This window comes from Collinsella sp. zg1085 (assembly GCF_018889955.1).
Lineage (GTDB): Bacteria > Actinomycetota > Coriobacteriia > Coriobacteriales > Coriobacteriaceae > Collinsella.
The window spans coordinates 583,238-600,728 of record NZ_CP076545.1 but is presented as its reverse complement, the minus strand read 5'-3'; the positions used below and the strand labels follow the sequence as shown (position 1 = coordinate 600,728).

At 47.6% G+C, this 17,491-nt stretch carries 18 protein-coding genes and 1 pseudogene; 11 read left to right on the top strand and 8 right to left on the bottom strand.

Annotation, left to right across the window (positions count from 1 at the left end):
- Window positions 1-38 precede the first annotated feature (38 nt).
- Together KPC83_RS02495 and KPC83_RS02490 are read right to left on the bottom strand one after the other, a co-directional pair.
- Complete coding sequence (locus KPC83_RS02495) at window positions 39-908, bottom strand: PTS system mannose/fructose/sorbose family transporter subunit IID (protein WP_216278995.1); 870 nt, start codon at window positions 906-908, stop codon at window positions 39-41.
- On the bottom strand, window positions 889-1,671 hold the full coding sequence (locus KPC83_RS02490) for a PTS sugar transporter subunit IIC (RefSeq protein WP_216278994.1): 783 nt from the start codon (window positions 1,669-1,671) through the stop codon (window positions 889-891). Before KPC83_RS02490 ends, KPC83_RS02495 begins: the two co-directional genes overlap by 20 nt.
- A gap of 1 nt (window position 1,672) precedes the next feature.
- Here KPC83_RS02490 and KPC83_RS02485 point away from each other — a divergent pair, with 1 nt between their 5' ends.
- Window positions 1,673-1,885 carry a hypothetical protein gene (locus KPC83_RS02485; protein ID WP_216278993.1) on the top strand — a complete coding sequence of 71 codons (213 nt, stop codon included), beginning with the start codon at window positions 1,673-1,675 and terminating at the stop codon, window positions 1,883-1,885.
- Here KPC83_RS02485 and KPC83_RS02480 read toward each other — a convergent pair.
- From KPC83_RS02480 to KPC83_RS02460, 5 genes are all read right to left on the bottom strand, one after another.
- A complete protein-coding gene (locus KPC83_RS02480) occupies window positions 1,882-2,349 on the bottom strand; it encodes a PTS sugar transporter subunit IIB (RefSeq protein WP_216278992.1) in 468 nt (155 codons plus the stop codon). The two genes, KPC83_RS02485 and KPC83_RS02480, sit on opposite strands and share 4 nt — an antisense overlap.
- 322 nt (window positions 2,350-2,671) lie before the next feature.
- Window positions 2,672-3,424, bottom strand: coding sequence for a GntR family transcriptional regulator (locus tag KPC83_RS02475; protein ID WP_216278991.1), 753 nt, complete (start codon window positions 3,422-3,424; stop codon window positions 2,672-2,674).
- A gap of 136 nt (window positions 3,425-3,560) precedes the next feature.
- Window positions 3,561-4,331: a TatD family hydrolase gene (locus KPC83_RS02470; RefSeq protein ID WP_216278990.1), complete on the bottom strand. Its 771-nt coding sequence runs from the start codon at window positions 4,329-4,331 to the stop codon at window positions 3,561-3,563.
- Window positions 4,332-4,342: 11 nt separating this feature from the next.
- On the bottom strand, window positions 4,343-5,227 hold the full coding sequence (locus KPC83_RS02465; RefSeq protein WP_216278989.1) for a ThiF family adenylyltransferase: 885 nt from the start codon (window positions 5,225-5,227) through the stop codon (window positions 4,343-4,345).
- A gap of 171 nt (window positions 5,228-5,398) precedes the next feature.
- A complete protein-coding gene (locus tag KPC83_RS02460) occupies window positions 5,399-6,073 on the bottom strand; it encodes an HAD family phosphatase (RefSeq protein ID WP_216278988.1) in 675 nt (224 codons plus the stop codon).
- A gap of 1,800 nt (window positions 6,074-7,873) precedes the next feature.
- Here KPC83_RS02460 and KPC83_RS02455 point away from each other — a divergent pair.
- Window positions 7,874-8,608, top strand: a complete 735-nt coding sequence (locus KPC83_RS02455; protein ID WP_216278987.1) for a GntR family transcriptional regulator — start codon at window positions 7,874-7,876, stop codon at window positions 8,606-8,608.
- Between the two features lie 62 nt (window positions 8,609-8,670).
- On the opposite strand, the gene KPC83_RS02450 is transcribed toward KPC83_RS02455, so the two are convergent.
- A complete protein-coding gene (locus KPC83_RS02450; protein WP_216278986.1) occupies window positions 8,671-9,426 on the bottom strand; it encodes a DeoR/GlpR family DNA-binding transcription regulator in 756 nt (251 codons plus the stop codon).
- A gap of 248 nt (window positions 9,427-9,674) precedes the next feature.
- On the opposite strand from KPC83_RS02450, the pseudogene KPC83_RS07295 reads away from it, so the two are divergent.
- The 9 genes and pseudogenes from KPC83_RS07295 to KPC83_RS02410 all read left to right on the top strand — a co-directional run.
- A pseudogene (locus tag KPC83_RS07295) lies at window positions 9,675-11,509 on the top strand (pyruvate formate lyase family protein); the annotation flags it as partial.
- A 129-nt stretch (window positions 11,510-11,638) separates the two neighbouring features.
- Window positions 11,639-11,992: a glycine radical domain-containing protein gene (locus tag KPC83_RS07290; RefSeq protein ID WP_371819274.1), complete on the top strand. Its 354-nt coding sequence runs from the start codon at window positions 11,639-11,641 to the stop codon at window positions 11,990-11,992.
- Window positions 11,979-12,884, top strand: a complete 906-nt coding sequence (locus KPC83_RS02440; RefSeq protein ID WP_216278985.1) for a glycyl-radical enzyme activating protein — start codon at window positions 11,979-11,981, stop codon at window positions 12,882-12,884. Before KPC83_RS07290 ends, KPC83_RS02440 begins: the two co-directional genes overlap by 14 nt.
- Before the next feature lie 15 nt (window positions 12,885-12,899).
- Complete coding sequence (locus tag KPC83_RS02435; protein WP_216278984.1) at window positions 12,900-13,568, top strand: transaldolase family protein; 669 nt, start codon at window positions 12,900-12,902, stop codon at window positions 13,566-13,568.
- Window positions 13,569-13,912: 344 nt separating this feature from the next.
- Window positions 13,913-14,359, top strand: coding sequence for a PTS sugar transporter subunit IIA (locus KPC83_RS02430; protein ID WP_216278983.1), 447 nt, complete (start codon window positions 13,913-13,915; stop codon window positions 14,357-14,359).
- Window positions 14,360-14,368: 9 nt separating this feature from the next.
- The gene (locus KPC83_RS02425) at window positions 14,369-15,472 is read left to right on the top strand and encodes a PTS fructose transporter subunit IIC (protein ID WP_216278982.1); all 1,104 of its coding nucleotides are present in this window, start codon (window positions 14,369-14,371) and stop codon (window positions 15,470-15,472) included.
- A gap of 9 nt (window positions 15,473-15,481) precedes the next feature.
- Window positions 15,482-15,796, top strand: coding sequence for a PTS fructose transporter subunit IIB (locus KPC83_RS02420; protein ID WP_216278981.1), 315 nt, complete (start codon window positions 15,482-15,484; stop codon window positions 15,794-15,796).
- Between the two features lie 382 nt (window positions 15,797-16,178).
- Window positions 16,179-16,730: a DJ-1 family glyoxalase III gene (locus tag KPC83_RS02415; protein ID WP_216278980.1), complete on the top strand. Its 552-nt coding sequence runs from the start codon at window positions 16,179-16,181 to the stop codon at window positions 16,728-16,730.
- 8 nt (window positions 16,731-16,738) lie between these two features.
- The gene (locus KPC83_RS02410; RefSeq protein ID WP_216278979.1) at window positions 16,739-17,491 is read left to right on the top strand and encodes a nucleoside triphosphate pyrophosphatase; all 753 of its coding nucleotides are present in this window, start codon (window positions 16,739-16,741) and stop codon (window positions 17,489-17,491) included.

The window sequence follows — 17,491 nt, the reverse complement described above, 5'->3', positions numbered from 1 at the left end:
CGGTATTTATCGCCAGCACCCGCATAGTTAAAACAGCCCTATTCTGCAGCTAATATGCCAAAGTATGAGCCCACCAAACCAATACCAACAAGCACAACTAACAGCGTTGTTGTCTTTACCTGCTTTTTGCTCACAAGCCAATACAAAAGCAAGGTAAACGATAACGGCAAGAGCCCCGGCATAATCGTGTTGACAATTTCACCCAAACTTGTCACAGCATCTCCTGAGCCAATAGTCAACGGCACCGTTATAGAAACGTTTTCTGCCGTCATGGAGCCAATTACCATCAGACCTAAAACCGACGCCCCATAGGTAAGGGTAGTCATAAGTCCGCTCTCTTGTATCTTTTGCAAGAACCCGCTACCCAGCTTATAGCCCACGTGCATCAGCCAAAAGCGTAGACCCTGAGCAGGAATATTAAACAGCAACAAAAAGAGCAGAGGCCCCAAAACATTGCCCTGTGCAGCTAAGCTAACACCTACACCGGTAGCAATAATGCGCAAAGTACCCCAGATAAAGGAGTCTCCGATGCCTGCCAAAGGACCCATGAGCGAGATTTTAACGTTATTGATGCTTTCGGTATCAAAGGCCGCATCAGCCGCATTTTGCTCTTCCATAGCAGCGGTAATACCAAAGATGAGCGTTGCCAGATGCGGCGTGGTATTAAAGAACTCCATATGACGTTGCATAGCAATCGAGCGGTCCTCAGGTGTGTCATATAGCTTTTCAATAACAGGCAACATGCAGTAGCAAAAACCCATATTCATTTGCCGCTCATAATTCCAGTCCCACTCAAGACCACACGAGCGAAGCGCCACCCGATTAAGGTCAGCACGCGTAAGTTTATGATGAGCTGCCACTAAAGACGGTGTTTCCTCGATGCCGTCTTTAGAAATCTTCGTCGTCATCGTCTATACCTCCATCTAATACAGGAACTTGGTTGAGCTGATGGTGAATTTGACTCAGAACAACGGCTGTAACCGCGCCAAAAATTGCTACACCAGTTGTAGGGATATGCAAATAGCTTGCAAGGGCAAAGCCACAGATAAAGAAGCAAGCAACAGCCTTATTCATAATCATCTTAAGCAGCAAGGCAAAACCGATAGCCGGCAGCAAACCCATAGTAATCTTTAGCCCATTTGAAACCCACTCAGGAATAGCATCAAGCAATGCCTGAACCGCAGGGCCACCTGCATAAAAGCCCAATGCAACACACAGGCCAATAATCAGGTTTACACCAAGAAAACCACCTAGATAATGCATGCGTGCTATACCTTTTGCGTCCCCGCGTGCAGCATAAACATCAGCGCGATGCACAAACGGCGGTAAAACAAAAACCATACCAACATTTTTAACAATGAGCACCAACGATGCCACCGGAAGGCCGATGGTGATAGCGGTTTCCAAACCTGAGCCAGTTGAAATGGTAAAGGCTGTTCCCAACACCGTGCCCGAAATCATCTCGGGAGGAATACTGGCACCAATTGAGAACGAACCCATAAAGGCCAGCTCAAGCGTAGACCCAATTGTTACACCGGTGGTTAGGTCTCCCATAACCAAACCGGTGAGTGTACCCATCACCAACGGACGGGACAAACAGGAAGTACCTAGAAGATACTCTGCGTTGCCAAGCATAGCGACCAGACCCAAGAGAATCGCTTGGACAATCATAATGCACGGCTCCTTTCTGCTCTATGACATGCGCGCGACTGCACGCACCGGATACCTTGTGGTGGTTGTTGCGGTTGTTGCTGTGATAGTTGTGGTGGTTGTTTCTTTACTAGTTGCTGTACGGTCGTTGTTTTGTCATGCCAGACCCTACATGCAGCTCTTAAGGGCGTTGCCTCATTACCTGAGCGAATATGGCGTGCGCTTAAAGCTTTAGAGAGCATGAAGCGCATCACGTACTGGGTCAGATGGAACCATCTGAATTTCAACATGAACACCCTCGTGCGCAAGCTCGCGAATAGTTTGCGCCTCATCTTCAGTTACGTTTACTGCTTTTGAGATAGCGCGTGTTCCGGGGCGCACCGTAGTACCCCCTAGATTTACCCACTGAATAGCGCACGCGCGACACAAACGTGCAGCGTCCGTAATAGATTCAACAACAATAAGCAACCGGTATTTTTCAGTGACCCCACTGTTGATTGCATCAATAGAATCCTCGACTGTTTTAATAACGAGCTTAGTATCTGCCGGACGTGCAAGTTTGATGGCTTGTTTGCGAAGAGAATCGGCAGGAACGCCATCATGCGCAATAAGAATACAGTCAATATCGAGCGCGTTTTTCCACGAAAGCGCAACCTGTCCATGAAGCAAACGATGGTCAACACGCAAAAGCTTAATCATCTAACGTTCCTACCTTTCTGTGCATGAGCGCTTATCAAACACGTTTTCAGCGCTGTGTCTCACTTGTTGTTATGGCACAAGTTATTATAAGCTGTTATAGCCTATCATATATTGTTATATAACAGAAATACCGTAAACGGTAGAAATTTATGGGTGTACGGTAGTTTTTGCTGGTAGCAAGTGTGAGGCTTGCGCGCCTTAGCGGCCTTGGCGCGGCTTAATAAAGAAAATGTGACAGTAAGCTATATACACGTTGTAACAGTTGCCAATATCAGGCTCTTATCTGGGAAGAATGCACAGCGAAAGCTCGTGGGATTAGCTGCTAGATTCTAAAGGTGTAGCGCGAGCCAACAATATGTTGATTGCCTAGATACATAGCCTGACCGCTTTGGTCAAAATAGCGACCACGCAGGCAAAATAGTGGCTCAGAGACAGGTACCTCAAGTAGCTGGGCTGATGTTGCACTTGCCTTTTCAATATCAAGTTGACACGGCTCTCTAAGCATAGGCTCACCAAAGCCTGCTTCTCGAATAAGCCGAAACAGTGAGGTATCATCAAAATCTGCCGATAGCAAAAAATGATAGGGCTGAGTAGCAAAATAGTTTTCTTCTACCATGACCGGCACATCATTTGCACATCGGACACGCTTAACGCAAATAAGCATGCCCTCAGAGCCAAAGCCAAAAAAATCCCGCTCCTCGTCAAAGCCCAGAAGCTCAGTACAAGAAATGAGCTTAGCTCCAGCACGTTGACCATTAGCAGCACAGGCCTCAGTAAAACTTTGAACATCATTATTTTGAGTAAACTTTGCAGCAACCTTTTGCAGGCCTGTTACATGAGGAAGCTCAGAGGCGACAAACGTCCCTTTGCCAGAATGCTTAATAAGATAGCCCTCGCCCACCAAATCAGCCAAAGCTCGGCGCACAGTAATGCGGCTTACCCCATAGTGCTCAATGAGCTGGTCTTCTGAAGGCAAACGGTCGCCAGTTCTGAGGTCATGCGAAAAGATACGCTCACGAAGTAGGTCTCGAAGCTGAGCGTAAAGAGGCTCAGGGGACGCAGCGTTAAGATGCATAAACGTTCAATCCCCTTTCACAAAACCTGTTATAAGCTGTCATAGATATGATACCACGACAAGCGCACAAGACGACCACCGTCAACATACGGCGATAAGCAACATGTAGTTTGCCCAGCACGAGCCATCATATAGCTTACAGTTGCAACAACATGATGCCAGTCTCACTCGTTTGGCGCTCAATACGAGCGCGTGGTTCTTGCCGCAAGTCTGTAAGCATATCAAGGGCTGTCTCAAGGTCAGCTTGAATGTCTTTTGCAGCATAGGCTTTATCAAGCTGTGGAGGCGCATCGGTTTCAAGCAAAAGCTGCGACAACGGCATGACACGCGCATATTCACGACCCCGCTTGGTGACTAACATACGTTTATTGACCGAAATATATGCACCAGCTCGGCGAATGCGAACAAGGTCATCGCTTGTTCCTGAGAACCAGTGAAAGATAGGGGCAAGCCCCGCGTGCGACAACAAACCGTAGTGTTCAAGCGTGTCAAGTACGAGATGAGCCGCCTTTACCGCATGGATACTCAACACCCGATGCGAGAGCGGATGAGCGTGCATGGCCTCGCATATGCTGCAAAAAGCGGATAGCTGAGTATCATAGCTTGCAAGGTGTGCCGGACCCGCGTCAAGTCCAATCTCACCCACAAATGGAGATGTAGCTGCCAGTTGCCCTGCTATACGCGCAAGATTCTCCCCTTTTTTACCCGCCTCAATCCACCAGGGATGCATACCAACACCAACCCGTATATGCAGCTCATGTTCAAATTGATGTTGTGCGCACAAACTCTCCTCTGGTGTTACTGGAGTACAAAAAACAGCAATATCCTGCTCTTGCAAAGCAGCGGCCACCTGCGTCGCGTGCGCAATACGGTCTAGGTGACAATGCATATCAACGAAGCGATACATCAATGCGCTTTCTATTGTATGGTTTTGGTTATATGGTCAGCTGTGTGGACAAACGCAGGAGTAGATGCCTCATCTACCTGAGGTGTTACGTCAATATCAAGAGAAGCTGGCGGAAATGGTACGCGTAAGAAAGGCGGCTCAAGCGGCGCCTCTCCAGAGCCAACACCGGTCACCTGGCGAATGACATGTCCAGCAATCATCTGACCCATAATGGGTGGCATATACGAAACAGTTCCCATGCCGCTTCGCTCACGGCGCTCGGTACCAGGCACGGCAGTTGCTGGTTTAGCTTGTTCGCAAGAATACAAAACCTGTAAATGACGAATACCGCGCTTGCGACATTCCTTGCGCATAATACGAGACAGACGACAGTTTTTAGTTTCATGAATGTCGGCAATACGCAGACATTCTGGATAGAGCTTATGAGCGCCACCCATACTGCTTATCAGCTGAAACCCATGCGTTTGCGCCAGCTCAGCAAGCGTCAATTTAACCGAAATGGTATCAATGGCATCGACCACCATATGCGGTGTGCTACCCAAATCTGCAAAGATTTGCGCCAAGCTTGCCGCCGTGTTTTCTGATGAAAGCCGAATCTGGTAGCACATTACGTTTGCATCAGGATTGATGTCGTGAATCATTGAAGCCATAACATCAACCTTTGCCTTGCCTTGCGTGCTCAAAAAAGCAATTGCCTGTCTATTGATATTGCTCAATGACACCACATCGGCATCTACAAGCGCAATTGTGCCCACGCGCGCACGCGCTAGAGCCTCAGCACAGTTTGAACCAACACCGCCAACACCCAGCACGAGTATCCGGGCTGCCTCAAGACGCGCAAGACCTTCTTCACCCAAGATGGGCAGCAGCTTTGATGCAGGTGTATCTTCAGCCATGGATACTTCTTTCTTAGGTCGGGAACTTGCAGGCGCACTGCGTACACAACGATGGGTAGAACACGGGCGAGCTTGGGTTTAGCTTTACCTAAATTGCAATCCCGTAACGAGGTTTAACAGCGGTTAAAACAATAGGACGGCAACCATTCAAACAATAATCTCGCCAGTAGCTTAAACGGCAACCAAGTCAAAAACACTATCGATGATATGGTCAGCTGCTGCCTGCGAAAAACCAAAACGCTCTTCTCGCTTAGCAAAAACGGTCAGACCCGCTGCTTTACCAGCCGCAATACCAACTTCTGAATCTTCAACGCAGCAACACTCCAGAGCCGGCAAGCCAAGCTGCTCAAGAGTATGCAAATAAATCTGGGGATTGGGCTTGCTCTCCTCGAATTGTTCGCCTGAAACAATCACTTCAAAATAGTGCTCGAGCTTACACACACTCAGAACATGCTTGATATTTACCATAGGCGACGACGACGCAAGTGCAAGCCGAATACCCGCCCGCTGTAGATATTCAAGTGTTTCAACGACACCAGGGTTTAACAGAGACGCATAATCGATTCCGTGTGCGCGCTCCCATGTGAGATATGACTCTACCGCCTCGTCTTCGCTCATCACGCGACCAACTTCTGCCCACCAACGCTGTAGACAAGAACGAAATACCTGATACGAGGCTCCCACAAGGCTAAAGGTCTCTTCGCGTGTGATATTGAGCCCATGATCTTGTCCGTAAGTAACGAGCGCTTCGGCATAGAAGCACTCGGTGTCAACCAAAACACCGTCCATATCAAAAATAACAGCTTTATAGGGTATGCAATGAGCAGCAGACGGGCGAGATGACATGTAAGCTCCTTTTACCGTGAGATAATCTGGTGGGCATTCTAACATGAAGGTATACGCCGCTGCTTGTTTCCTAAAGGCGCGGTGTGGGGTAAGCCGTGGTTGCTGCACTGGTTTCGCTTTAAGTTGTTTCAATTACGCCAACTGAGCGAATGAATTGCAAGCCTATGGGGCGGCGTAGTCTTTTCATCGTCTAAGCTGGGCGAATGGTTCGTAAGCATATGGGGCGGCAGAGACTTTTGCTTCACCGATTGGACGAGTGATTTGCACGTCTCTAAGGTGGCATAGTCTTTTCACGGGAACTGCGCTACGCGAAAGTTCCCTTAGAAAAGCTATGCCACCCCTATGTAGAAGCCCTATATCACCTGCTTTGTACAGTAGCTCCATCTCAACGGGACGAATGATTGTGCTCTCCGAATGTGCTACGCAACAATTCTCCGAACGCAATCATTCGTCCCCTCTTACAGTAAAGACCTATTTATACACTCAGCTTACCCCACACCCCGCCATGCACAAGCAGTGCGTATAAGATGAAAAGGTTGGGGTTGAAGCTCTTACAAGGCAAAAGCGGAATACCTACTTCAAGGGAAGCACTCTTCCTGAGAGTTTCCTTGAGAACATGTACTTTGCGAAACATACTCGTTTCTCAACTTGAAATAGACCAAGGTATTGCTTTCTACGAATGTGCTTCGCAGAATTCTCCGAACGCAATACCTTGGTCATTCAGCTATTTACTGTACTTAAAGCAAACTGCAGTTCAATAAAGCTGTGTCCTGTGAACACTTCCCTGAAAACAGCTCGTTTCTTCATATGCACGAACAGATTCCAAAACAACTCCAACTTGAATGAGCAATTTTGACAGAAACGGGCAATCTGGTAGTAAAAACTGACAAAAATAGGCAATCTGGCAATAAACCCCCTATGTCACGGAGAACCGCAAGTCATCTACCTGTAGGTTCACATAATAACGAATAACCCACGGGGGTTCTACACTGCCAAATTGCCCGTTTCTGTCAAAAGAGGTTGGACTAGAATCGCACGTGCAATACTGCTGACCAGCGATTTGGCAAAAATGACTAATTTGACGCAAAAATCTGGCATTTTTGACGAATTTGGCATAAAGAGACAATTGTTAACTTACTCTCGGCTTATCTACCTGCGGCTTCGCAAAATAAATACTAACCCGCTGGGTTATAGAGAGTACTTTTTCGTCATTTTTGCCAAAGCGACAGGTGTAACTTATCGATGTAGCAAGAGCATCAGTCCTCAGGGCAGTGCAGTCGTGGTGCTACTTCGTTCTGTGATGCAATGTCAGCGCATTACTCCAACGTGCAGCGATTCACTATCTATATGCTGCGGTAAGGTTTTGACTTAACTTTGAAAGCCACATGGGTTCTTGAAGTAGACAACGTTCCTGTGAAATTGCGATAACTCTGAGGTTCTGGAAGTTAATCAATCTAGCGTACGAAATTTTGGTAGCAACCTGAGTATAAGGGGTCGGTATAAGCAAGATTTTCAGCATTTCCGCAGGAAAGACGCTTTACTGCAATGGAGTGTACTTGCCCCTAGTCAAGAAAATCGTACACTACGTTGATTTGGTTTCACGATGACAGCTTGAGCGAGAAGTTGAACCTTTTTACTCAATCATAACCACGTACAAACACCTAGTACAAAGTCAGCTTTCCCCCACTCAAAGCAAAAAACACTTAAAGCAAGACCCCTACTATCCACTCCACGCAATTACCCTACATATTAATAGACATATCCGTTAATATGTAAATGTACATCTGAGAAAGGTTGCTCGTGGACGTAAAAGAAGAGCCGCGTTATATCCAAATTTACAAGGATATTCTGGCAAACATCCAATCCGGTTCTTATGCGCTTGACAGCTGCCTTCCTACCGAGCACGAGCTCAGCAAACACTATGGCGTAAGCCGCCCAACTGTTCGACAAGCACTTTCTATTCTTTCGCGCGAAGGCTATATTGATAAGCGAAAACGGCGGGGCACCGTAGTAACACAGCCCAAAATTCAGCAGGCTTTTGCGAGCGGCGTACAAAGCTTTGAAGTTGACATGGCCAAAGAAGGCCACAGTGTTTCGAGCACCGTCTTGCTGTTTCGCACACAAAAAGCCGATGCGCAAGTTGCCGAACAGCTTTCTTTAGATAGCGACGAAGAAGTCTATAAACTTGTGCGCCTGCGCTATGTTGATGAGCAGCCCAACGTGTTTGTTGAGTCATACGTTCCATGCCGCTACTATCCCGGACTTGATGCCTATGATTTTAACCATCAATCCTTATACCAGGCGATGGCTGAACTTGGACCTGCGGTAACACGGGCGACCCGCTACCTTGAGCTACAAAAAGCTGATGCTACCACCGCGGCGCTGCTTGATATGACCCCGCACGATGCAGTTTATTATTTTACAGGGCTTGCCTTTACAAAAGATAACCAAGCAGTTGAATTTAGCCATATCACCTATCGCGGCGAATCAAATCGTTTTTGTTTTGAAATTCGTGACCTACCACCACTCAGCTAGCCTATCAAGCGCTTGTTACGCGCATACATCGCGGTATCGCATTACTCAGGTGCCTATCGCAATCACATGTGAGGCAAGCCACGCTCAGCAAGCGCGTCTAAGCGCTCATGTTCATCACACTCACATATGAGCGCATCAAAGTCATCAAAACTTGCAAAGCAAAAGTTTCCACTTGCATCAAGTTTGCGCAATTCAGAGAGCAAATATTTGCATGCGCTGCGGGCAATCGCAGCTTGCTTGAGATAGCCGTCCTCTGCAGTAAAGGTAGACACATCTCCCGATTCAAGATCAAGGGAATGTGCTCCCATAAAGGCAACGTCAAAACTACACTGCGCTATAAAACTAAGCGTCTGAGCGCCTTGCACCGCATTAAGCGCTGAAGAAATAACCCCGCCCGGAGAGAGCACCTCTACCTTTGGAGCCTGCGCCAAAACACTCTGACAATCCAGCATGGGAGAAATTACGGTTACCCGCATATTTTGCCGAGCAATCTCTTTTGCTAGTGCAAGACAAGTGCTCGATACATCAAGATATATCGATTGATTTTCTTTAATAAGCGCGCATGCCTTAGCTGCAATAGCTGCCTTTTCCACCTCAAACTGTTCAAGGCGCTCCCCAATACTTCGCTCCGCAAGATTCTCCGCTCGAATAGCTCCTCCGTATACCCGACGGCACAAACCTTGAGCGCTAATCATGCGCAAGTCTTTTCTGATGCAATCCTCAGATACCGAAAAGTCTTGTGCTAAATCAGAAACATTAACGCGCCCCAAGCGATTGATGCGCTCCACAATCTGTTGGTGACGTTCCTCTTGAAACATAGCTATCCTTAACCGTTGTCCTGTTATGCTCATACTAGCAGGAGATGAGCCTCAGTCGCAGTTCTTCTTATTTTGTCGTGAAAATATGAGTAATTAAATCTTTTCGAGAATTAATTTTACAAATCCGCAGGAATTTAGGGCTCTCCTCATTCAAAACTGTACAAACAATAATAACTATAGACTATTCAATAGTAATCACGATAGAATAGGAATAAATACGATACCACTCGGCCGTAAGGAGGCTACGTATGCTCAGCAAGCGTTGTTCAACCATCAAGGAATCCCTCTTTGCTCACAAGCGCACGGTAAGCCTCGAACGTGCACGTATTTACAAAGCAAGCTATCAAAGAAGCGAAGGCGAGGCTCCTGTTATTCGCCGGGCACGCGCACTTGCAGCGCTTCTCGCTGAGCACGAGCTTGTCATAGATGATTATGATTTATTGGTTGGAAACCGTAGTGTCCAGCCACGCGCAGGCGTTATCAGTCCTGAGATGAGCCCGTACTGGATTTTAGACGAGCTTGATGAGTTTGAAACGCGCCCACAAGACCAATTTGTCATGAGCGAAGAAGATAAGCGTATCTATCGTGAGGAGCTATATCCCTATTTTGCAGGGCAATCCTTAAATGACTGGTATCAAACCCATAGTGCACCTGAAGTGCAGGAAGCGCAAAAAACTAAGGTATTTAGCGTGGCGCAAACCGACAAAGGTCAAGGACACATTATTGCCGATTTTGAAACGCTACTCACTCATGGTTTTGAAGCGCTTCTTGAAAAAGCAAAAACACAGGCAGCACAAAATCCGGACAACGACTTTTATCGTGCTGCCGTCATAAGTCTTGAAGCAAGCATCGCCTATATTCAACGCTACCATGCTCTTGTTGTTAAACGCGCCACAACTTGCACCGACCCCGCGCGTGAAGCAGAGCTTAGCTGCCTCGCGGAGGTTCTTGAGCACATTTCCACGAAGCCTGCACGCAATTTCTATGACGCGCTCCAGCTGGTTTGGTTAGCAGAGGTCATCTTGCAGCACGAAAGCAATGCAAGTTCGCTATCACTGGGACGTATGGACCAATACCTTTGGCCATACTATCAAACAAGCAAGGCCGAGGACATGAGCGATACTCAGATTCGAGAACTGCTCACCTGCTTTTACCTCAAGTGCAATACCATTGTTGCTATTCGTTCAACCGAATCGGCAAGCTTTTTTGCCGGCTTCCCTATTGGCTTTAATCTGGTTGTAGGCGGAATTGACGCTGAAGGAAATGACGCAAGCAACGAGCTTTCATACCTGCTGCTCGACATTCAAAAGGATACGCGACTTCCTCAGCCTAATTTGTCTCTGCGCGCACATGCAAAAACCCTGATGAGCTCTATACCAAGGCAGCTGAAATTATCCGCTTGGGAGATGGCTTGCCACAAATCTTTAACGACGAAGTGAACATTCCAGCCTTTATTGCCCGTGGTATTGCCGAGCAAGACGCGCGTGATTACGCCATTGTTGGCTGTGTTGAGCTTTCTATTCCGGGGCGCATGTATGGTCTTCACGATATTAGTATGTTTAACATGCTGAGGTGCCTCGAGCTTACGCTTTACAATAATCCCGAGGGCTTTGAGCGCTTCGCAGATCTTGTTCAGGCAGTCAAGCAGTGTATTGCACACTACATTCAACTTATGATTACCGGCTGCAATATCTGCGACACAGCACATAGAGAGATTGCGCCCACACCCCTGCTCTCCACGCTTATTGCCGATTGCCTCGATTCCGGAGCTGATATTACCGCTGCAGGAGCCCGTTATAACCCTAGTGGTGTTCAAGGGGTTGGCGCTGCCAATCTTGCCGACTCACTTATGGTGCTCAAATATGCACTTCCTTGGAGTGATGTTGAATCTGACCAAGTTCTTTGCGACTATCCCACCATGCTAGCAGCCCTAAAACACAACTGGCAGGGCGCAGGAGAAGAGCTGCTACGCCAATGCTGCATCCATCGTTTTCCTAAGTATGGAAATGACATTGATGAGGTCGATTTTATAGCCCGAGATTTCCTTGCCTTCTATGGACATGAGGTTGAACAGTATTCCAATGTACGCGGCGGATATTTCCAACCCGGAAGCTACACGGTTTCTGCTCACGTACCCCTCGGACATGCCTGTGGGGCAAGTCCTGACGGGCGTGTTGCGCACGAGCAGTTAGCCGACGGTGGTCTTTCGCCCATGATAGGTCGAGATGTGCATGGACCTACTGCCTCGCTCAAATCGGTATCAAAGCTCGAAAACCACCTCGACAGCAACGGCAGCTTGCTCAACGTAAAATTCTCGCCAGCAAGTCTTGAAGGAGCGTCTGGTTTACAAAAGTTAAGCAGCTATATCAAGAGTTTTGGTCGGCTGGGCATTCAGCATATTCAGTTCAACGTTATAGATCGCAAAACCCTGCGCGCCGCTCAAGAGCACCCCGACAAATACAAAAACCTTGTTGTTCGGGTAGCTGGCTACTCAGCCATGTTTGTTGAACTCTCGCGCGAGATTCAAAATGACATTATTGGGCGGAGCGAACATGAGCTCTCCTGAGCACATGGGGCGCAAAAAACCAAAAACCGCCGCTATCACTAATATTCAGCGCTTTAGCTTACATGATGGCGGCGGCATTCGCACTGTTATCTTCTTCAAAGGTTGTCCGTTTCGCTGCCCTTGGTGCTGTAATCCAGAAAACCTCAGCTTTGAAGATGAGATTATCTATAAAAAGCGGCTGTGCATTCATTGCTCCGACCGAAGCGATAAAACACTTGATGCCAATGGCTGCCCGTGCAATACCAAGCCCAAAAACTGCCCAACCGGTGCTAAGTCTTGGTCCACCACCCACTACACCATTGATGAACTTGTAGACATTTCAATGCGTGACAGCGTTTTTTACGAAGAATCGGGTGGTGGTGTCACGGTAAGCGGTGGTGAGTGCCTCGCTAGGCATGTTACTCAAATCTTTATAATGGAGCTATTTGAGCGTCTGCACAGCCATGGCATTCATACCGCCATTGAAACCACGCTTGCAATAGATTTGCTCGATAGTAAGCGCTTAGCACAAGTCTGCAATACCTTTCTCGTTGACTTCAAAATTGCTGGTCCACATTTAAGCCGCACACTCCTGGGCATTGATACGAACTTGCGCAATGCCAACTGCCGAGAGCTCATTGCGCTAGGAGCAACTATCGTAGGTCGCATGCCTATCATTCCGGGCTATACTGACTCAGAAGAAAATGTATATACAAATTGTGAGACTCAGAGAAACTTGGCTATACTACGTACTGACATACTTCCCTTTCATCAACTGGGCATGACCAAATATGCAAGTGTTGGGCGCAGCTATGAAATGGAAGCAGTCACTCAACTTGATGCGGCCGACCTTACCTATGTTCAACACATTGCTGAGCAACAAGGTCTGCTGGTTAAGCTACACGGAGAATGACACGGAGGACTCGCCATGGAGTTTATGCTCGACACAGCCGATATTAACCAGATTAAACAGCTTGATAAGCTCATAACAGTAGCAGGCGTTACCACAAATCCAACTATTATTACCGCATCGGGAAAACGCGTAGAAACAGTTATAGAAGAACTCTGCGACTATCTTGCACCAAATCAAAAACTCTTCTTTCAAACCGTCTCACAAACGCCTGAAGGCATGCTTGATGAAGCGCGGGCAATTTGTGCATTACGCCCTCAGAACACCTATGTCAAAATTCCTGTCACCCATGCCGGCATGCAAGTCATTAAAGCCGCAAAGCAGGAAGGTTTAGGGGTTCTTGCCACAGCAATCTACTCGGCTGACCAGGCATTCTTAGCAGCCATGAACGGCGCTGATTATCTTGCCCCATATGTCAACCGCATGTGCAACTATGGCGATGGCGTAGCACAGGTGCTTGATTTGCTTGCTATGCTTGAGAAGCAGCAGGTAGATGCACGTGTTATTGCTGCTAGCTTTAAGAGCACTGATCAGGTTCATCGCCTCATTGCAGCTGGTATCCATGCGGTTACCGTACCACCTGCCGTAGTCTTTGCCATGCTTGATCATCCAGGTACCGAGCTTGCAGTGCAGGAATTTAGCGCCGCATGGAGCAAAAGCTTTGGACGAGAGAGTTTTAGCGCATAAATGCGCACCTCAAGCCTAGGTTTCTAGGCTTTTATCACATTCGATAAAAGTAACGCGCATGTACATACCAGCACATAAACATGCCTAGCGTATGTAATGCCTTGTTATATCGCAGTTCTGACATGTTTCAGAGCTGCGATTTTTATAGCTATACGCGCGTCATCAAGCAAGAGCGCACACACATCAAGACTCAACAATCCGCACATCGCATAACGCAAGAATATCTTCCTACCGCTTACCGACAAAAAACTACCGTTTAACCAAAGTATTATGTCTATACATAAATATATAAAGTACTATCAAGTAGAACCTTACGTACCCGCACAGAAAGGCTGAGACAGGCTATGGAACAGTCCGATATAGCGCTCATGAGTGAAGAGCTTATTGTGCTCGATACTCAAGTTGCAAACAAAGATGAAGCCATTTGCGCGCTTGCAAGCACAATTGCGCAGGCAGGACGTCTACACAAGCTCGATGCGTTCATTCACAACGTACAGGCACGTGAGGCTGAGTTTTCGACCGCAATTGGATTTGGCATCGCAAGCCCGCATGCAAAGTCTGACAGCGTAGTACATCCCACACTCGCCTGTATGCGGCTTGCAAAACCCATTGATTGGAGCGGAGAAGAGGTGTCACTCATCTTCATGATTGCAGTTCCTACACAAGATGCAGGAGAGCGGCACCTACAGATTCTCGCGGGCATTGCCCGGCGCATTATGCATGAAGAATTTAGAACCCGTCTCTTTACGGCGTCAACTGCTGCAGAACTTATGCAGCTTATGAGTGAATAGGAGCTTACTATGTCAGCGCTACACAACACAAAACAAAGTATCACCGAGATACGCACACACCTCATGAATGGCGTATCACACATGATACCGGTTGTGGTAACAGGAGGTGTACTCTACGCAATTGCTACTATGCTATCGATGAACTCGGTGGCAACATCAGGCGCAGTTGAAGCCTCTAATATCGTCATTGATGTTCTCACCCAAATTGGTGGCGTAGGACTGGGTCTTATGGTGCCGGTGCTTGCTGCCTATATTGCCTCCTCAATCGCCGACAGACCTGGCATTGCTCCTGGTCTTATCTGCGGGCAGCTTGCCGTAAACGTTGGCTCTGGCTTTATTGGCGGCATCATCGCTGGTCTTTTGTGCGGTGTTTTAGCGCGCGAACTCAAAAAGCTCAAGCTGCCAAAAAGCATGCAATCGCTCAAATCTATCATGATTATCCCCATCGCCACATCGCTTATCATAGGCACGCTTATGATTTGCGTCATTGGCACACCGTGTGCGTGGCTCCTCAAAAACCTTCAGGAATGGCTGGTATCACTTAATGGAGCGAACGCTATTATCGTTGGCGCTATCACCGGAGCCATGATTGCAGTTGACCTTGGCGGTCCCATCAATAAGGTTGCCTATTCTACCGGTGTAGCTGTGGTTGGCACCGAGGTGCTTGCAGGCAACAATGTTGAGTTCTTTGGTCCTATTGCCCTAGCTATCTGCCTTCCACCTATTGGCGCGGGAATTGCATCGTTGCTCTTTAAGAAGAAGTTTTCTCCTGAAGAGCATGAAGCAGGTCTTTCTGCCATCGTTATGGGTGCTTGCGGCATCTCAGAGGGTGCCATTTCTTACACAACAGCCGATCCTATACACATGATGCCTATCAATATTGTTTCTTGCGCAGCAACGGGTGCGCTAGCAGGCGGCCTGGGCGTATGGTGCAATGCCGCATGGGGTGGTCTTGTAGTGCTACCAGTAACAAGCATTGCAAGCTATCTTATCTCTCTAGCAGCGGGAATTGCGCTGTATCTTGCGCTCATATTGCTGTTTAAAAAGGATTACAGCGAAGCATCTAAACCTACCGATACTACTGATGACCTTGACATCAAGATTGAGTTTTAGGAGTTTACCATGCAAATTTTAGCCGTCACCGCCTGCCCGTCAGGAGTTGCTCATACCTATATGGCAGCAGAAGCACTGCTACGGGCAGCTCAAGCACGTGGACTTTCTATAAAGGTTGAAACACAGGGCTCAATTGGTCGTGAAAACGAGATTGGCCCAGCCGATATGGCTGATGCGGTCTGCGTCATTCTAACAACCGATATGCCTATTGGTGATGTTGAGCGCTTTGAAAAGCTACCTAAAATTCGCGTCAAAGCAGGAGTTGCAATTAAATCAGCAGATGCGATTATCGAAAAGATTGAAAAGGAGTTACTCTCCTCGTAGGCTCCTCTACATAAAGTAGCTGCTGCAAAATCAGCAAGCTCAGAAACCAGCAACTACAGCGAGCGGGCAGACACGTATGCGCACGTAAACGCATGCGTGTCTGCTTTGCTTATTGCACTTTTAGCAGTTGTAGCCACAATGTTTTATCTTTTTTATATTCAAAGGAAGTTCTATACCTCACGTAGTATTCGATAGAGCTCCTATAAATTGAAATGTCTAGCCGCCGTAATTGACACAGTTGCACCTAAAGTTCGTAACAGCTCTAACCCATACCTCACAGAACAATGCAGCAAAAAATTATCTCATCGCATCGCAACTCTCTACAAAATAGGGTATACACAAAGACAAGCTTATTCCAAGCTTGAATGCTGAAAGGACATCTATGAGCTCTGTTGCTATCTTAGTTGCTGATGGTTTTGAAACCATCGAATGTCTCACGGTAGTTGATATTCTGCGGCGCGGCGGTGTGCATACCTCGCTCGTCTCTATTATGGATAGTCGTGATGTTGTGAGCGCCCAACAAATTGGCGTTACCTGCGATTTTACCCTCGATGAAGTTGATATTAACTCCTATGACCGCCTTGTACTTCCGGGAGGTATGCCCGGCACCCGGCATTTAAGCCAAGATGACAGGGTTCGAGATGCAGTTTGTAACTTTGCTATCAATAAACATGTTGCAGCAATTTGTGCAGCACCAAGTATCTTAGGAGAACTTGGGCTCTTGATTGGTCGGCGTGCTACCTGCTTCCCAGGCTTTGAGGATAGCTTTCCTGCAGGCACCTTTGCCGGCGAAAAGACCGTTATTGTAGATGGCAACCTTATTACAGCAAGCGGTATGGGATTAGCACTCCCCTTTGCGCTTGCTATCCTTGGTGATATTGCTGGCGACGTAGCTGTTGCAAAAGTCAAAGACAGCATACAGCTGCCCGAGTAGTGTCTCACATGATTTTAGCCTCACAGTCTCCCCGGCGACAAAGCCTGTTAGCCGACGCAGGCTTTTGTTTTGATGTCTGCGTCTCTCACATTGATGAAACACCCTACGAAGGTGAGCCGCCTGAAGCACTCGTGCAGCGGCTGGCGCAAGAAAAAGCCTTTGCTGTTGCTCAACATCTAGCGCACGCAGCAGATATACCCTCTGAAAAGGAAGTCATCCCCTGTAACAACGTTGAGAGCACTGCACCTACATCCGCAAGCCACGCCACCCAAAGCGCTGCGCATGCAGCAACAGGCGGCGAACTGATACTTGCAGCAGATACGGTAGTTTCGCTTCAAAACGTGATTCTTGGAAAACCAAGCAGCTCGCAAGAAGCAAAACATATGTTGCGCACCTTATGTGGCACAACTCATCAGGTATCTACCGGCGTTGCTCTTGTTCGCGCAGACATTGTGCCCCATCTAATAGATAGCTTTGTTGATACCGCACATGTCAGCTTTTTTGAACGTGACGATGCCTTAATCGATGCCTATGTTGCAAGTAATGACCCACTTGATAAGGCGGGTGCATATGGCATACAAGACCAGATAGGGCGGCTACTTATCAAAGAAATTCAAGGTGATTTCTATACCGTCATGGGTCTTCCCATTGCCCGCGTATATCGCCTGCTAACAGCGGCAGGCGAACAGACTCAACTAACTACTTATCATGTTGATGAACCATCTTGTTCAAAGGCACCACAGCCCCACCATGCGCGTTAA

Excerpts from the sequence above, each read along its gene's own strand:
- KPC83_RS02495 (WP_216278995.1), bottom strand. The coding sequence starts at position 908 with ATGACGACGAAGATTTCTAAAGACGGCATCGAGGAAACACCGTCTTTA.
- KPC83_RS02450 (WP_216278986.1), bottom strand. The coding sequence starts at position 9,426 with ATGTTTCAAGAGGAACGTCACCAACAGATTGTGGAGCGCATCAATCGC.
- KPC83_RS02415 (WP_216278980.1), top strand. The coding sequence starts at position 16,179 with ATGAGCTCTGTTGCTATCTTAGTTGCTGATGGTTTTGAAACCATCGAA.
- KPC83_RS02480 (WP_216278992.1), bottom strand. The coding sequence starts at position 2,349 with ATGATTAAGCTTTTGCGTGTTGACCATCGTTTGCTTCATGGACAGGTT.
- KPC83_RS02485 (WP_216278993.1), top strand. The coding sequence starts at position 1,673 with ATGCACGGCTCCTTTCTGCTCTATGACATGCGCGCGACTGCACGCACC.
- KPC83_RS02425 (WP_216278982.1), top strand. The coding sequence starts at position 14,369 with ATGTCAGCGCTACACAACACAAAACAAAGTATCACCGAGATACGCACA.
- KPC83_RS02475 (WP_216278991.1), bottom strand. The coding sequence starts at position 3,424 with ATGCATCTTAACGCTGCGTCCCCTGAGCCTCTTTACGCTCAGCTTCGA.
- KPC83_RS07290 (WP_371819274.1), top strand. The coding sequence starts at position 11,639 with ATGATAGGTCGAGATGTGCATGGACCTACTGCCTCGCTCAAATCGGTA.
- KPC83_RS02430 (WP_216278983.1), top strand. The coding sequence starts at position 13,913 with ATGGAACAGTCCGATATAGCGCTCATGAGTGAAGAGCTTATTGTGCTC.
- KPC83_RS02490 (WP_216278994.1), bottom strand. The coding sequence starts at position 1,671 with ATGATTGTCCAAGCGATTCTCTTGGGTCTGGTCGCTATGCTTGGCAAC.
- KPC83_RS02465 (WP_216278989.1), bottom strand. The coding sequence starts at position 5,227 with ATGGCTGAAGATACACCTGCATCAAAGCTGCTGCCCATCTTGGGTGAA.
- KPC83_RS02420 (WP_216278981.1), top strand. The coding sequence starts at position 15,482 with ATGCAAATTTTAGCCGTCACCGCCTGCCCGTCAGGAGTTGCTCATACC.
- KPC83_RS02470 (WP_216278990.1), bottom strand. The coding sequence starts at position 4,331 with ATGTATCGCTTCGTTGATATGCATTGTCACCTAGACCGTATTGCGCAC.
- KPC83_RS02440 (WP_216278985.1), top strand. The coding sequence starts at position 11,979 with ATGAGCTCTCCTGAGCACATGGGGCGCAAAAAACCAAAAACCGCCGCT.
- KPC83_RS02410 (WP_216278979.1), top strand. The coding sequence starts at position 16,739 with ATGATTTTAGCCTCACAGTCTCCCCGGCGACAAAGCCTGTTAGCCGAC.
- KPC83_RS02460 (WP_216278988.1), bottom strand. The coding sequence starts at position 6,073 with ATGTCATCTCGCCCGTCTGCTGCTCATTGCATACCCTATAAAGCTGTT.
- KPC83_RS02435 (WP_216278984.1), top strand. The coding sequence starts at position 12,900 with ATGGAGTTTATGCTCGACACAGCCGATATTAACCAGATTAAACAGCTT.